The sequence below is a fragment of the Streptomyces rhizosphaerihabitans genome (assembly GCF_025399795.1).
In the GTDB taxonomy this organism is placed as follows: Bacteria; Actinomycetota; Actinomycetes; order Streptomycetales; family Streptomycetaceae; genus Streptomyces; species Streptomyces rhizosphaerihabitans.
This window is the reverse complement of the sequence record NZ_JAODTZ010000001.1, coordinates 410,573-424,197: the sequence shown is the minus strand read 5'-3', so window position 1 is coordinate 424,197 and position 13,625 is coordinate 410,573. Positions and strand designations below refer to the sequence as shown.

General features: G+C 69.9%; 15 protein-coding genes. 4 read left to right on the top strand and 11 right to left on the bottom strand.

The genetic code is table 11. From position 1 onward, the window contains the following. Positions 1-292: 292 nt before the first annotated feature. Positions 293-1,054 carry a CDP-alcohol phosphatidyltransferase family protein gene (locus N4G66_RS02025; RefSeq protein ID WP_261702131.1) on the bottom strand — a complete coding sequence of 254 codons (762 nt, stop codon included), beginning with the start codon at positions 1,052-1,054 and terminating at the stop codon, positions 293-295. Between the two features lie 145 nt (positions 1,055-1,199). Here N4G66_RS02025 and N4G66_RS02020 point away from each other — a divergent pair, with 145 nt between their 5' ends. After that, entirely contained in the window at positions 1,200-1,760 is a 561-nt protein-coding gene (locus N4G66_RS02020) for a GNAT family N-acetyltransferase (RefSeq protein ID WP_261702130.1), read from the top strand. A 208-nt stretch (positions 1,761-1,968) separates the two neighbouring features. On the opposite strand, the gene N4G66_RS02015 is transcribed toward N4G66_RS02020, so the two are convergent. The 7 genes from N4G66_RS02015 to N4G66_RS01985 all read right to left on the bottom strand — a co-directional run bounded on the left by N4G66_RS02015 (position 1,969) and on the right by N4G66_RS01985 (position 11,145). After that, positions 1,969-3,594 (bottom strand): type VI secretion protein, encoded by a 1,626-nt coding sequence (locus N4G66_RS02015; protein ID WP_261702129.1) that lies wholly within the window; start codon positions 3,592-3,594, stop codon positions 1,969-1,971. A 1-nt stretch (position 3,595) separates the two neighbouring features. Beyond that, positions 3,596-5,023, bottom strand: coding sequence for an ATP-binding protein (locus N4G66_RS02010; RefSeq protein WP_261702128.1), 1,428 nt, complete (start codon positions 5,021-5,023; stop codon positions 3,596-3,598). A gap of 14 nt (positions 5,024-5,037) precedes the next feature. Continuing rightward, positions 5,038-6,597, bottom strand: coding sequence for an SCO6880 family protein (locus tag N4G66_RS02005; protein ID WP_261702127.1), 1,560 nt, complete (start codon positions 6,595-6,597; stop codon positions 5,038-5,040). Next, on the bottom strand, positions 6,594-7,931 hold the full coding sequence (locus N4G66_RS02000; protein ID WP_261702126.1) for a hypothetical protein: 1,338 nt from the start codon (positions 7,929-7,931) through the stop codon (positions 6,594-6,596). The genes N4G66_RS02005 and N4G66_RS02000 overlap by 4 nt, the downstream gene beginning before the upstream one ends. Beyond that, on the bottom strand, positions 7,921-8,772 hold the full coding sequence (locus N4G66_RS01995; RefSeq protein WP_261702125.1) for a hypothetical protein: 852 nt from the start codon (positions 8,770-8,772) through the stop codon (positions 7,921-7,923). Before N4G66_RS01995 ends, N4G66_RS02000 begins: the two co-directional genes overlap by 11 nt. Positions 8,773-8,981: 209 nt before the next feature. Further along, entirely contained in the window at positions 8,982-9,290 is a 309-nt protein-coding gene (locus N4G66_RS01990) for a hypothetical protein (RefSeq protein WP_037622434.1), read from the bottom strand. 529 nt (positions 9,291-9,819) lie between these two features. Next, the gene (locus N4G66_RS01985; protein ID WP_261702124.1) at positions 9,820-11,145 is read right to left on the bottom strand and encodes a S53 family peptidase; all 1,326 of its coding nucleotides are present in this window, start codon (positions 11,143-11,145) and stop codon (positions 9,820-9,822) included. A 367-nt stretch (positions 11,146-11,512) separates the two neighbouring features. Here N4G66_RS01985 and N4G66_RS01980 point away from each other — a divergent pair, with 367 nt between their 5' ends. Together N4G66_RS01980 and N4G66_RS01975 are read left to right on the top strand one after the other, a co-directional pair. Further along, positions 11,513-11,887 (top strand): ArsR/SmtB family transcription factor, encoded by a 375-nt coding sequence (locus N4G66_RS01980; RefSeq protein ID WP_261702123.1) that lies wholly within the window; start codon positions 11,513-11,515, stop codon positions 11,885-11,887. Then, positions 11,884-12,525, top strand: a complete 642-nt coding sequence (locus N4G66_RS01975) for an SRPBCC family protein (RefSeq protein WP_261702122.1) — start codon at positions 11,884-11,886, stop codon at positions 12,523-12,525. The genes N4G66_RS01980 and N4G66_RS01975 overlap by 4 nt, the downstream gene beginning before the upstream one ends. A gap of 17 nt (positions 12,526-12,542) precedes the next feature. On the opposite strand, the gene N4G66_RS01970 is transcribed toward N4G66_RS01975, so the two are convergent. Genes N4G66_RS01970 through N4G66_RS01960 form a run of 3 tightly spaced genes read right to left on the bottom strand, consistent with a single transcriptional unit; the run spans position 12,543 to position 13,151 of the window. Beyond that, entirely contained in the window at positions 12,543-12,803 is a 261-nt protein-coding gene (locus tag N4G66_RS01970; protein WP_261702121.1) for a DUF397 domain-containing protein, read from the bottom strand. Next, positions 12,796-12,984: a DUF397 domain-containing protein gene (locus N4G66_RS01965; protein WP_261702120.1), complete on the bottom strand. Its 189-nt coding sequence runs from the start codon at positions 12,982-12,984 to the stop codon at positions 12,796-12,798. Before N4G66_RS01965 ends, N4G66_RS01970 begins: the two co-directional genes overlap by 8 nt. 11 nt (positions 12,985-12,995) lie before the next feature. Continuing rightward, positions 12,996-13,151 carry a hypothetical protein gene (locus N4G66_RS01960; protein ID WP_261702119.1) on the bottom strand — a complete coding sequence of 52 codons (156 nt, stop codon included), beginning with the start codon at positions 13,149-13,151 and terminating at the stop codon, positions 12,996-12,998. A 106-nt stretch (positions 13,152-13,257) separates the two neighbouring features. Here N4G66_RS01960 and N4G66_RS01955 point away from each other — a divergent pair, with 106 nt between their 5' ends. Next, entirely contained in the window at positions 13,258-13,581 is a 324-nt protein-coding gene (locus N4G66_RS01955) for an ATP-binding protein (RefSeq protein WP_261702118.1), read from the top strand. The last annotated feature ends 44 nt before the right edge of the window (positions 13,582-13,625 follow it).

Below are 13,625 nucleotides of genomic sequence, written 5' to 3'. Positions count from 1 at the left end.
ACGGGGATTTTCTGCGTTCAGGGTATGTCCAGAGGCCTTTCCCGGACCCCCTGTTCCAGACCCTGTATGCCCCGGCCCCCCATTCCGTGCCACGTAGCCGGTATGCCCCGGACCCCATATCCCGTATGCCCGTATGCCCGTATGCCCGTATGCCATAGGGCCGAGGCCGGCGTGTGGTGGTGTGGCTGGGCGTTGTTGTGGATGGCGGGCGGGGGACGAGAAAGGGGGCGGTCTCCTCGTGGAGACCGCCCCCTTTCTCGTGGTGCGCTTACTTAAGGTTCTCGTGGTGCGGTTACTTCAGGCGGGACGAGGCGACGATCGAGACGATGTGCGCGGGCACGAGCAGCCACACGATCGCCGTCACTGCGACTGTCACGATCCGCGTGGCCGTCAGGTCGCCGAGCGCCAGGTCGACGACCGCGGCGACGAGCAACAGGATGGTGCACTCGATGCCGTTGACCAGGCGGTGGAGACCCACGGCCGAGGCCAGCCGGCGGATCTGGGCGAGACCACTGGAACGCGGGACGACGGACTGGTCGGTCGCCTTCTCCATGCCACTGTCGGAGCGGGCCACGTGGACGAGGTCGGAGGACGACTTCAGGAGCAGGACGCCGATGGCCGCGGCCAGACCGGCCACCAGATAGGGGTCGAGGCCGAGTTGGGAGGCGCGGATGCCCATACCGACCATCACGGCGGCGTCGGCGAGGTAGGCGCCGAGCCGGTCCAGATAGACGCCGAGCGGGCTGAACTGGCGTCGCCAGCGGGCCACTTCGCCGTCGACACAGTCGAGCAGCAGATACAGCTGCATGAAGAGGACGGAGAGCACGGCGCCGCCGAGACCCGGCAGGATCAGGGCGACTCCGGAGAGCATCCCCGCGAAGACCATGATCACGGTGATCTGGTTCGGGGAGATACGGGCGTCGACGAGGTGGCGGGTCACGCGCAGGGAGAGAGACCTCATGTAGAGGCGGCCGGCCCAGTGCTCCGCCCTGCTGTCCAGCTTGCCCGCAGGGTGAATGACGTTGCGGAGTTCCTCTAGTTGGACTTTGGGCATGCGGCGTTCTCCCTGGCGAGCTGGCACTGGATCGGTCGGCTGGAAATGTCGTACAGGGAAGAGCATGACGGGGGTTCGGGCGGAGGCGATCGGCAGGGTGGAATTCAGGTGATCGTTGTCGTACGCGCGTACTACGGTGACCGCCATGACCCCCACGACCCACGTGTTCCGTTCCATACGTCCCGACGAGTGGCGGCAGGTGAAGGAGCTCAGACTCGACGCCCTGAGGGACCCCGTCGCGCACCTCGCGTTCCTGGAGACCTACGAGGACGCGGCCGCCGAGCCGGATGCCTTCTGGCAGGACCGGACGGCCGGGGCCGCCGCCGGCGTCGTCGAGCGGCAGCAGCTCGTGGCCGTGGGCGAGGACGGGGTGTGGGCCGGGTCCGTGACCGTGCTGGTCGAGGAGGCCGGGGTGCGGGATTGGCTCGGGAACATGGTCGAGCGGACCCAAGGGCATCTGGTCGGGGTCTTCGTGCGGCCCGAGTACCGAGGGAGCGAGGCCGGGGTGACCCGGGCGCTCTTCGACGCCGCTCTCGCGTGGTCCTGGGAGATCGGGCTCGAGCGTGTGCGGCTCTTCGTCCACGAGAGGAACGGCCGCGCCGAGGCGTTCTACCGGAAGGCGGGTTTCCTGCCCACCGGAGAGACGGTGCCGATGCCGGGGGACACCGGGGAGTTGGAGCTGGAGTTCGTGATCACTCGGGGGTAGGGCGGTCGGCAGGCGCCAGGTCGACATCGGCATAGGTGCCGGACCCACATCTGCAGCAGACCGAATGTTGCGTCAGACCGGCCTCCGCGTCAGACCCACAGCGGCAGCAGACGGTAGGCCGCGTCAGTTCATCAGCGGCAGCGGACCATCTGCAGCGGACCATCTGCGGCGGCGGACCGAATGCCGCGTCGGGCGGCCGGTCGCCGCGTCAGACCGGAAGCTCGTACTGCGGCCAGCGCGACCGGAGTTGTTCGCGGGAGCGGAGGAGGGCCAGGGTCGGCAGGCCGCGGGCCGGGCCCGTGGTCAGGAGATCCGGGAGCTGGGGGAGCGGGGCCACGGCCGCGATGTCGTCGAGGACGAGCGTGAGTGGTGGGTCGAGCCGACCGGAGGATGACCGTTCGGCCATGCGCCGGCCACGCTCGACCACGCTTGAGGCGAGGGCCGTCAGGAGCGGCATGGCGCCGGGGTTCGCCCTGGGGTCCTCGATGGGTTCACCGACCAGATAAAGCGTGCCCCCTTCATTGACGAAGGAATCCAAGGAGAGGCTGTCATTTCGGTTCGGAGCGCAGGATTCGCGGATGTTGACCGTGCCGAACGACGAAAGAGCACGTGCTGTCAGTTCCTGTGCGATGTCCCGGCGTTCGGGGTGAGAGATGAGCGCGGCCTCCAGCTCGCCTGCGGCGCCGGACGCGGCCTTGGGGTTCGTCCGCAGGGCCCGTACGGCGTCCTGCACCTGTGAGCCCTGGGCCCAGCGGTGGACATGGCGGAAGGTCTTGCCCTCCACCGCGGCGGCGTGCAGATAGCTGCGCATGAGCGTTTCCGCGACATCGGCCATCGCCTGGTCCGCCTTGGCGCTGGGGCGTATCGGGGCGAGGAGAGCGGTCGCCCTGGCCGCCGCCGTCTCCTTGTCCTCGCAGCCCCCTACGGGGGACCAGTGGAGCCGGGCCGGGGTGTCGCAGAGGTGGGCCGGGTCGTAGAGGAGGACGGGACCCAGCTTGGCGCGGGCGTCCTTCGTCTCCGACCAGGTGCGGGGGTCGGAGGTGATGACGAGGGCCGGACCCTCCGCGTCGCGTACCGCCTGGGCCGCGGTGGGGTGGCGGGTTTCCATGGGGGCGAGGACGACCGCGCGGGTGGATGTCCATGTGGGTTTCGGCAGGGGCGCCGTGGCGGCCCGGGAGGGCGTGGCTTCGAAGGAGACGGTGTCCCGGGCGCCCGCGTGGTCGCGGGCCTGTGAGCCCGCATGCCCGCGTACCGGTTCGTGCGCCTGTTCGCCCGTACGTTCGCGGGTCCGGGCGCCCGCTCGCTCGTCCTCGGCCGCTCTGCGGGCCGTCTCCAGGGGCTGCGCGGGCAGCGGTTGCGCCGGCAGCGGCTGCTGTTCCGTCCTGGCCGTCGGCACCACCGGATCGGGGACGTCCGTTGAAGCGGCGCTCGCCGCGGTCTTCGAGCGTCTTCGCGCCCGTCCCGCCCGCCACCGTGCCACCGCCCCCATCACGAACACCGCGAGTACCAGCAGCACCATCAACTGGCCGATGAACAGGCCCCAGAAGAGGCCGTAGCCGGACAGTTGGGCGGCGGGGGTGTCGGGCCAGGCGCCGGGGATGTCGTGCGGCGCGCCGATCAGGTGCCGCATGGCCAGCGGTGTACGGGTGAAGGTGATCGCGTCAGGCCAGGCGCCGCGGGAGAACCATCCCGCGAGGCCTGTCGCCGACCACACCATCAGGGTCATGCCGAGGAGGAAGCCCAGCACCCCGATCAGCAGGCCGTCCGGGATGCCGCCCGCCCCCTCGGGCCGGGGGGCGTGGCGGTCGTCGTGCCGGTCGGGGTACTGGCTCATCTCACGCGACCGTGGACTCGGTGGAGTCGTCGAGATCGCTGAGATGTTGTTCCATGAAGGCCGCTGCCCGTTCCTCGGCCTCCAGCTCGGCGGCGCGCATCGCGTCGTCGGAGAGGAGGAGGTCGGCGGACGACTCCGTCATCGCCCGGTCGGTGAAGACCAGCGGGCGTTCCGTTTCGGTGATGAGGTGCTTGACCACCTGGACGTTGCCGTTGACGTCCCAGACCGCGATGCCCGGGGTCAGCGTCGGGATGATCTCGACCGCCCAGCGGGGCAGGCCGAGTACCCGGCCGGTCGACCGTGCCTCGTCCGCCTTCTGCGCGTAGATGGTCCTCGTCGACGCCATCTTCAGGATCGCGGCGGCCTCCTTGGCCGCCGCTCCGTCGACCACGTCCGACAGATGGTGGACCACCGCCACGAAGGACAGCCCGAGGCGCCGCCCGAACTTCAGCAGCCGTTGGAACAGCTGGGCCACGAAGGGGCTGTTGATGATGTGCCACGCCTCCTCCACCAGGAAGATGCGCTTCTTGCGGTCGGGCCGGATCCAGGTGTGCTCCAGCCACACACCCACGATCGCCATGAGGATCGGCATGGCGATGGAGTTCCGGTCGATGTGCGACAGGTCGAAGACGGTGAGGGGGGCGTCCAGGTCGATGCCGACCGTCGTCGGGCCGTCGAACATGCCCCGCAGGTCACCGTCGACCAGCCGGTCCAGGACCAGTGCCACGTCCAGGCCCCAGGCCCGTACGTCGTCTATGGCGACGTTCATCGCCTCGGCCGACTCCGGTTCGGGGTGGCGCAGTTGCTCCACGATGTCGGTGAGCACGGGCTGGCGCTCCACGATCGTCTCGTTGACGTAGGCGTGCGCGACCTTCAGCGCGAAGCCGGACCGCTCGTCGAGGCCGTGTCCCATCGCGACCTCGATGATGGTGCGCAGCAGTGCCAGCTGGCCCGTCGTCGTGATCGCGGGGTCGAGCGGGTTGAGCCGGATTCCCATGTCCAGGGCGGCCGTCGGGTCGAGCCGGATGGGAGTGATTCCCAGCTCCTGCGCGATGAGGTTCCATTCACCGGCACCGTCCTCGCCTTGGGCGTCGAGGACGACGACCTGGCGGTCGCGGAAACGCAACTGCCGTAGGACGTACGTCTTCTCCAGGGCCGACTTGCCGTTGCCGGACTCTCCGAGGACCAGCCAGTGCGGGGCCGGGAGCTGCTGCCCGTAGAGCTGGAAGGGGTCGTAGATGTACCCCTTGCCGGAGTACACCTCGCGGCCGATGATGACGCCCGAGTCGCCGAGGCCCGGTGCGGCGGTGGGCAGGTAGACCGCCTGCGCCTGGCCCGTGGACGTGCGCACGGGCAGGCGGGTCGTCTCGACCTTGCCGAAGAGGAAGGACGTGAAGGCGTCCGTCGCGGCGGACAGCGGATCCCGCATCAGTGCATCAGCCCCTACCTGCGGATTCCGGTGGCGAACGGCAGTGTGTTGACGAAGGCCCGGTGGTGCTCGCGATCGCACCACTCCAGCTTCAGGTACGACTTTCCGGCCGAGGCGCGGATGGTGCGCTTGTCGCGCGCGAGGGCCTCGGGGTTGCGGGAGGACACGGTGATGTAGCCGACGAGGTTGACGCCGGCGGCGCCGCTCGCGAGGTCCTCGCCGCGCTGGTCGAGGCGGTTGTGCGAGGCGATGTCGCGGGGGTCGACGGTCCGGTTCATCTTGGCGGCGCGGCTGGCCTCGGCCTCGTCGTTCGTCTTCTCGGTCAGCATGCGTTCGATGGCGACCTCGGTGGGTTCGAGGTCCATGGTCACGGCGACCGTGCGGATGACGTCGGGGGTGTGGACGAGGAGGGGGGCGAGGAAGTTGACGCCCACCGGGGTCATCGGCCACTCCTTCACCCAGGCCGTGGCATGGCACCAGGGCGCGCGGGTGGAGGACTCGCGGGTCTTCGCCTGGAGGTACGTGGGCTCCATGGCGTCCAGCTCGGCCGGCCAGGCGTTGCGCTTGGTCATTGCCTGGATGTGGTCGATCGGGTGGTCGGGGTCGTACATCGAGTGCACGAGGGAGGCGAGGCGCCCCTGGCCGAGAGGCTGCCGTACGCGGATGTCGGCTTCCTGGAGCCGGGAGCAGATGTCGGTCAGCTCGCGTGCCATGACGACGGCGAGCCCGGCGTCCCGGTCGACCTTGCGCCCGCCCTGCGGTCGCGCCGCCCGCGCCATGGCCTGCGCCTCGGCGGCCAGCTCGCGCGAGTAGTGCATGCAGGCGACGAGATAGGCCCGGTGCTGCTCACTGCTCGTGGACACCATCGACTGGAGCTGGTCGTACGACTGCTGGAGCCAGCCGGGAGCCCGCTCGTCCCCGCGTACGGAGACGTCCTTGGCGTGGGCGTCCGGGTCGGCGGGGAGGGTACGGGCGAGCATCTGGAGGCGGGTGACGAAGCCGTCGCCGTTCGCCACGTGCTTGAGCAGTGTGCCGAAACGGTCGACGAGGGCCTCCTGGTCCTCGCTGTCGCGCAGACCGACGCCCGGCCCCTCGATCTCGATCGCGGCCGTCACCGTCCGCCGGTCGGCGTGCAGCAGCACGGCGATCTCGTCGGGCCCGAACGGGGCGGCGAGCCAGGAGATCCGCCCGATGCCGGGCGGCGGTCCGATCTCGACCTCCTTGCCCTCGAGCCGGGTGCCGGCCTCCATCACCTGACTGCGGTACGCCGTTCCCTGGCGCAGGTTCCGCTTGTAGCTGCGGTTGATCTCGAACCACTTGTAGAACGTGCGGCGCTTGTACGGGATGTAGACCGCGGCGAGCGCGAGCAGCGGGAAGCCCATCAGCAGCACGATCCGCAGGGACAGGACCGGGACGAGCAGACCGCACATCATGCCCAGGAACGCGCCCCCGATGATGAGCGCGATCTCGCCGGACTCACGGTTCCGGCCGACGATCGCGTTCGGCCGGGCGCGGCCGATCAGATATGTACGGCGGGGCGTGACCGGATGGGACAGGTGGGCCTCGGTCGTCAACGCCCTTCACCTCCCGTGCGGTTGGTACTGCTGTTGCGGGTGTTGCTCGCGTGCGGGGTGTTGACCGGGCTGGTACGCGGCGGCGGTGCGGCGGAGGGGACAGATCCGCCGCCTCCGTTCGGCGTACGCGTGCTGTGCGCGGCCACACCGCCGGACGCGGGGTTGGCGGGGCGGGGCTGGCTGTTGCCGCCTCCCCCTCCGCCACCGTTGTTGTCGGCGCGCGTGCTGTGCGTCTTGATGCCCTGGGCGACCAGGGTGGCCGGCGAGCTGATGACGGCGGCGGCCTTGCCTTCGGCGCCCTGCATGATGCGGTTGTTGCGGGAGCCGGCGATCTCGTCGCCGAAGCCCGGCACGAAGCGGTAGATCATCGCGCTGGCGAAGATGGCGAGCAGGATGATGGCGAGCCCGGAGACGACGGCGGAGAACGCGTCGGGTCCGTTGTCGGAGCTGAGCGCACCGGCGAGGCCGAGCACGATCACAATGACCGGTTTCACCAGGATGACCGCGATCATGATGCCCGCCCAGCGGCGGACATGGCCCCACAGGTTCTTGTCGACGAGGCCCGCGTAGACGACGGTGCCGAGGAGGGCGCCGACGTAGAGCAGGGCGGCCCGGATGACCAGCTCCAGCCAGAGGATTCCGGCGGCGAGGATCGAGACCATCGAGACGACGATCAGCATGATGGGGCCGCCGCCGATGTTGTCGCCCTTGTTCAGCGCGCCGGAGAAGGTGCCGAAGAACGCGTCCGTCTGGTTGCCGGTCGTCTTGGCGAGCACCTCCGTCACGCCGTCCGTCGCCGACACGACCGTGTAGAGGATCAGCGGGGTGAAGGCCGAGGCCAGCACGGTCAGCCAGAGGAACCCGATCGCCTCGGAGATGGCCGTGCTGAGGGGGACACCCCGCACCGCCCGCTTCGTCACGGCCAGCAGCCACAGCAGCAGCGTCAGGATGGAGGACGCCGCGAAGACGACGGCGTACTGCTGGAGGAATTTGGCGTTCGTGAAGTCGACGTTGGCGGTCTCGTTCACGGCGGCGGAGAGTTTGTCGACGGTCCAGGAGGCGGCGTCGGCACAGCCCTTCGCCAGGGAGGAGAGGGGGTCCAGGGTCGAGTCGACCCCGGAGTCCCCACCGAGTCCGGACTTGCCGGATCCCTTGGTGCCGCTCTCGCAGTAGTTTCTGGCGGGCCCGTGGATAAGACTGCAGCGGTTGCTGCCCGACGAGGGAGAGGGCGACGGCGTGGGCGCGGCGACCGCTCTCGTGGCCAGCAGCACCGCCGCGGCCTGTACGGCCCCGACTGCTGCGGTCAGTTTGAGTACGCGGCGGTTAGCGGGCATACGTGAACCCTCCGTACTCCTCGACAGCCTTCGCGATGTCGTCGGCGCTGGAGGCCCGGTCATCGCCCGGAACGGGCGCGGGGCCGTCCTTCTGGGAGTGCGAGACGATCTTCCAGTCCCCACCGGTCCACTCCAACTTCATGGTGATGGTGAACCAGCTGCTGGTGACCGGGTTGGTGGAGTTCTCGCCGGCGAGGCCGAGCAGACCGCCGCACCAGACCTCCACGGTCGCCGTGTTGTTCGAGGACTCGGTCGCCTTGGTCCCGATGGGACTCGTGCGCGAGACGAACGTGTAGCCCTGAGGAGCTGAGCCGTCCTCGTTCAGACCCACGTTCTTGTTGAACTGCGGCGTGTACGCCTCGTCCAGCGTCGCCTCGAAGTCGGTCACCTTGGAAGGGGTGATCACGGTCGCGAGGATCTGGTCCCGCCTGGCCTTGTCGAACATGTCGGCCGAACCCAAAGCCACCGCGTAGTTCGCCGCCGCGCTCTGCGCGCCCTGGGGGTTGTGGGCGAAGCCGGTTGGGATGCCTGCGGCCTTCGAGGCCACCGGGTTCGCTCCGGAGGCCGCCGTGGGGGACGTCTTCGCCTTGTCGCCGCTGCCGGCGTCCGGGGAGGCCGAGTTGTCGCCGCGGTTCGCGAAGGCGATCGCGGCGATGAGGAGGACGACCACGCCGACGACCGTGATCAGGCTCCGTGAGGAGGATCCGCGTCCGCGCCGCGCGCCGCCGTAGACGTCGCCCGGGCGGTCGGGCAGGCGGGTGCGGGTCTGGCCGGAGCCGCCGTACCCCCCGTCCTCGCCGCGCGGGCCGTCGCCGTACCCGGGTTCGTCACCGAGACTCATGCCGCGTACGCCCCCTCAACCTCTCGCTGAACCAAGTAGTACGACGGTAGCCGTGCTGGTTCCCGCGCGGGCGCGGTGTGGTGACTCGACATCAGGGAAACGCAACCTCAGCCGGTGGGCACGACGGACGGGTGGATCGATGGAGAGGGATTCCGGGAGCGCCCGGCCGGGGCCTGATGGTGCGCCGCGTGCGGCGCGGCCCGGCCGGGCTACACGGCCATGCCGTACACGATGGTGAAGAGCGTGCCGAGGGAACCGATGATGAACACTCCCGTGAGCCCGGCGATGATGAGGCCCTTGCCCTGTTCGGCGCTGAAGGTGTCGCGGAGGGCGGTCGCGCCGATGCGCTGTTTGGCCGCGCCCCAGATCGCGATGCCGAGGCAGAGCAGGATGGCGACCGCCATCACCACCTCGACCATCACCTTCGCTTCGTTGCCCAGGCTGCCGAAGGGACCCCAGTCCGGGGCGATTCCACCGATGATTGTGTTGATGTCGCCCTTGTCGGCTGCGAAAAGCATGTAAGTCACCGCCCCTAGTGGGTAGTTCTGCACCCCCTGCCACTGCGCGCAGAGGTCGGGCCCATTCTCGCCGACAATGACGCCGTCGTATGTCGACTTGACGTCATTGGTTGGCGGGATTCGTACGAATTCCTTGTCACCGGCGTACGCGGGACCCTCTCGGGAGGCGTGCGGCGGTATACGAAGAGTCGTATCGTCACTCTGTGTATCACGGCCGGTAACGCCGGGCAATGAAGCGGAAGCGGAACCTGGCGTGTGGTTCCGTCGTTGTGCCCTTTTACGGCTCGCTCCGCGGTTCGAGCGAGGGTGAATTCGAACGGACGCGGCCCCGCCGGACCGCTTCTGACGGTCCGTCGAGCCGGTGTTCCCCGGGTCGCCGCGTCTGTGCGGGGTGGACGCCGTGCGCCGAGCCGACGGTCCAAAGGGTATCCGGCACGAGGAACGGGCCGCGGCTGGTTGCCGCGGCCCGTTCGCCGGGTGCCGCCGGGGAACCCCACGTCTCCCGCGGCGGCCGCCCGCACTCCGGAGGTCAGCCGGTGAAGGCGGTGACACCCTCCGGGGTGCCCCAGCCGGTCGGGCCGTCGTAGCCCGTGGCCGCGGTGCAGAGGTAGCTGGTGGTGCAGGTGCCGTTGTTGCCCGAGGTCACGTCGTTGAGCGCCGAGGTGCCGGCCGCCGTGTACGGGAACTTCGCCGGGTAGGAGCCGGTGGAGGGGGTGCCGGCGAGGGCGTAGACGCCCGCGATGATGGGCGACGAGACGCTGGTGCCGCCGAACGTGTACCAGCCCGCCGTGATGCCGTACGAGTCGTACACCGCGACGCCGGTGGCCGGGTCGGCGACCGCCGAGACGTCGGAGATGGTGCGCTTGGAGCAGCCCGTGTCGGTCTGCCAGGCCGGCTTGGGGTCGTACGCGGAGCAGCCGGAGCCGGTGGCCTCGGTGCTGCTGGTCTTCCAGACCGACTCGGTCCAGCCGCGTGTGGTGGAGGCCGCCTTGGTCAGCGCGGTGCCGCCGACGGAGGTGACGTACTGCGAGGCGGCCGGGTACTCGGCGCCGTAGCCCGAGTCGCCCGCGCTGACGGTGATGGCGACGCCGGGGTGGTTGAAGTACGCGGTGTCGTACGAGGTGTCGGAGGACGACTCGGAACCGCCGTAGCTGTTCGAGACGTACTTCGCTCCCAGGGCGACCGCCTCGTTCACCGCGGTGCCGAGGTTGGCCATGGTGGCGGACTTGGCCTCGACGAGGAGGATGTTGCACTTCGGGCAGATGGCGCTCGCCATGTCGAGGTCGAGGGAGATCTCCTCGGCCCAGCCGGTGTCGTTCGACGGCAGCGAAGTGGTCGAGCCGGTCTGGCTGACCTTCTTGAAGCAGCCGTTGGCGGTGGTGCACGCCGGAAGGCCGTAGTACGAGCGGTAGGTCGCGAGGTCGGCCTCGGCGTTGGGGTCGTTGTAGGCGTCGACGATGGCGATGGTCTCACCGGTGCCGTTGGCGGCGGCCGCGGAGGTCAGACCGTACGCGGCCTGGAGGTCCGTCGGCCCGAAGCCGGACGGCGTGGAGGCGTCGGCGGCCTCGGGGGTGACGCCCTCGGCGTAGCCGTTCTCCGCCATGTACTCGGTGACGCCGCCGGTGACCCGCACGGCGTTGCAGGCGGCGACGTCGGCCTTGGTGGGCGTCGCGCACGCCCTGGTCCAGCTGACGTGGGGGGTGACCTTGGGGGTGCCGTCGCGGGCGTCCGCGGTCCCGGCGGCGCCGAGGCCCGCGAGGACGAGGGCGGCGACGCCGAGGACGGCCGCGCCGGTTCGGCGCCAACGGCTGCGCGCGGGGCCGGCGGAAGGTCTCTGGGGGAGTGTGGTGCGCAACGTACAGCCTCCTGGAAGTGATTGACAGGGGCAGTGCGGGTGCGCCGCCGGTGTGTCCCCGGCGGTGGGCCGAGGGGCCCGCAGACGACCATCTCTTGTTGAGTACGCGACAACAAGAGACTTATGGAAGCCTTACTTCCGCCTTACTGAACGCGGCAGGCGCGTGACCTCCCCATGGCTCCCGGATGGCGGGAGGCTGGCGGGCGCTTGACCCAACTCACAGCCGATTCAGGGGAATTGCACTGGTGGTGGTGCCGTGGTCATCAGCCGGTCATCCGTGTCGGCGGTGGCCGTGATGGCGGTGATGGCGGCGATGGCTACGATATCAGCGGTCGCTTATATAAGCGGTTATTGATACGCTCGGCGCGTGCACGTATTCGACGTACTCGGTGACCCCGTGCGCCGCAGGATTCTGGAGCTGCTCGCCGACGGTGAGCTGAGCTCCGGCGCGGTCTGCGAGGTCATCAGGGAAGAGTTCGGGATATCGCAGCCCGCTGTCTCCCAGCATCTGAAGGTGCTGCGGGAGAACGGTTTCGCGACCGTACGGCCGGAGGGGGCCCGGCGGCTGTACGCGGTGAACTCGGAACCGCTGCGGGACATCGACGTGTGGCTGGACCGGTTCCGTCGTTTCTGGACGCCGCATCTGGACGCCCTGGGGACCGAGCTGGCGCGGGGAAAGCGGGAGCGTCGCCTGAGGGAGTCCGGCGACGCCGAGGGAAGACCTCCGGAGGAGCAACCGTGATCGACGTGACCTATCAGATCAACGCCGTGCGCCGCACCGTCGGCACGCGCGAGTTCAAGGCGGGCGAAGCCCGCGTGGTGACCCTGAGCCAGACCTACGACGCGACGGTCGAGGACGTCTGGGACGCCTGCACCAGCGCCGAGCGCATCCCCCGCTGGTTCCTGCCCGTCTCCGGTGACCTCCGCCTCGGCGGGACCTATCAGCTGGAAGGCAACGCGGGCGGCACGGTCGAGCGGTGCGAGCCGCCGGAGAGCTTCGCCGCGACCTGGGAGTACGGCGGCGAGGTCAGCTGGATCGAGGTGCGCGTGACCCCGGAGGGGGACCGCACCCGGTTCGAGCTCGAACACATCGCCCACGTCGACGACGAACGCTGGGCGCAGTTCGGGCCCGGCGCGGTCGGCGTCGGCTGGGACCTCGGCCTGATGGGCCTGGCCGGCCACCTCGGGTCCCCGGGCGGCACCCTGGACCCGAAGGAGAGCATGGCCTGGCTGGCCTCCGACGAGGGCCGCAGCTTCATCACGCTGAGCAGTGAGAGCTGGTACGAGGCGAATGTCGCCGCCGGTGAGCCGGAGGACGGCGCCCGGGGCGCGGCGGACCGGACCACGGCGGCGTACACGGGCGCGGAACCGCCCGAGTGAGGCCGCCCGCGCTCACGTCATGAGCGGCCCTCGGCGGGAGCGGGGGGCTGCTCGTCCTCAAGACCCTCGACGAAGTGGTCGAACTCGCCCGCCTGGACGCCGAGGACGAACGCGTCCCACTTCCTGCGGGTGGTGGTGACGACGTTCTCCGGGTCGCCGGTCTCCCGGATGTAGACCAAGTCGTCTTCACCGAAGGCGAGTTCGATCCAGGGGCCCGGCCCCGTCGCGTCGTCCGGCGCGGCCCGCACCCAGTCGAGATCCGAGGGGATGTCAGTCACGGTCCTGTTCCTTCTCGAGGGTGCGGAGGAGCGAGCGGAAGGCCGCGGGGGCGGCGGTGAGTATCGCTCCGCGGGGGGCACCGGATTCTGTCAGGCGGACCGCACCGGGCTCTCCGGCCATGTGGACGCAGGAGTTGTCTTCGGGGCAGTACGACGACTTCTGCCACGTGAGCGTGGGCATCACGGACTCCTTCACAGGTCCTTGAGGATGTTGTGGACGAAGGTCTGCGACCGCTCGGGGGTGAGGGCGGCCGCCTCCATGCGGTCGAGCAGCACGCGGTACTTGTCCAGCCGGGCCTCGTGACCGGAGACTTCCACGGCCACCGTATCCCCGCCCTGGTCGTACACCCTCCAACTCCCGCACGATCCACGTGCCCCGGGCATCGCCCGCGTCAGCGTCCGGGCCGTTCTCGCCGCGCACCAGCTCTCCGAACTCACGCCCACGGCGGAGCTGTTGGCGTCCGAACTCCTCACCGACGCCCATCTGCACGCACCCGGTCCCTGCGCCCTCCGTGTCCTGTCGGCGGAACCCGGACGGCTGCGGGTCGCCGGGCGGGACTCGGATCCGACCGTCCCGCCCGGATTCCGGGAGGACGCCCCCGCGGGTCTGCCCCCGCAGGAAGCCGAGCGCGGACGGGGGCTGCACCTCGTACGGGCCTGCGCCGACGCGTGGGGGGTGTCCGTTCTGCGCGAGCCGGGGGCGTCGCGGGGCGGGAAGCTGCTCCGGGCGGAGTGCCGTGCTGCCGGGCGGGCGCGGGGCCGACCCGGAGCGTGGTGACCCGCGGGGCGGGAGTGGCCGGGCGGGGTTGGCCTGCACAGGTG

Excerpts from the sequence above, each read along its gene's own strand:
- N4G66_RS02025 (WP_261702131.1), bottom strand. The coding sequence starts at position 1,054 with ATGCCCAAAGTCCAACTAGAGGAACTCCGCAACGTCATTCACCCTGCG.
- N4G66_RS02020 (WP_261702130.1), top strand. The coding sequence starts at position 1,200 with ATGACCCCCACGACCCACGTGTTCCGTTCCATACGTCCCGACGAGTGG.
- N4G66_RS02015 (WP_261702129.1), bottom strand. The coding sequence starts at position 3,594 with ATGAGCCAGTACCCCGACCGGCACGACGACCGCCACGCCCCCCGGCCC.
- N4G66_RS02010 (WP_261702128.1), bottom strand. The coding sequence starts at position 5,023 with ATGCGGGATCCGCTGTCCGCCGCGACGGACGCCTTCACGTCCTTCCTC.
- N4G66_RS02000 (WP_261702126.1), bottom strand. The coding sequence starts at position 7,931 with ATGCCCGCTAACCGCCGCGTACTCAAACTGACCGCAGCAGTCGGGGCC.
- N4G66_RS01995 (WP_261702125.1), bottom strand. The coding sequence starts at position 8,772 with ATGAGTCTCGGTGACGAACCCGGGTACGGCGACGGCCCGCGCGGCGAG.
- N4G66_RS01990 (WP_037622434.1), bottom strand. The coding sequence starts at position 9,290 with ATGCTTTTCGCAGCCGACAAGGGCGACATCAACACAATCATCGGTGGA.
- N4G66_RS01965 (WP_261702120.1), bottom strand. The coding sequence starts at position 12,984 with ATGCCCACGCTCACGTGGCAGAAGTCGTCGTACTGCCCCGAAGACAAC.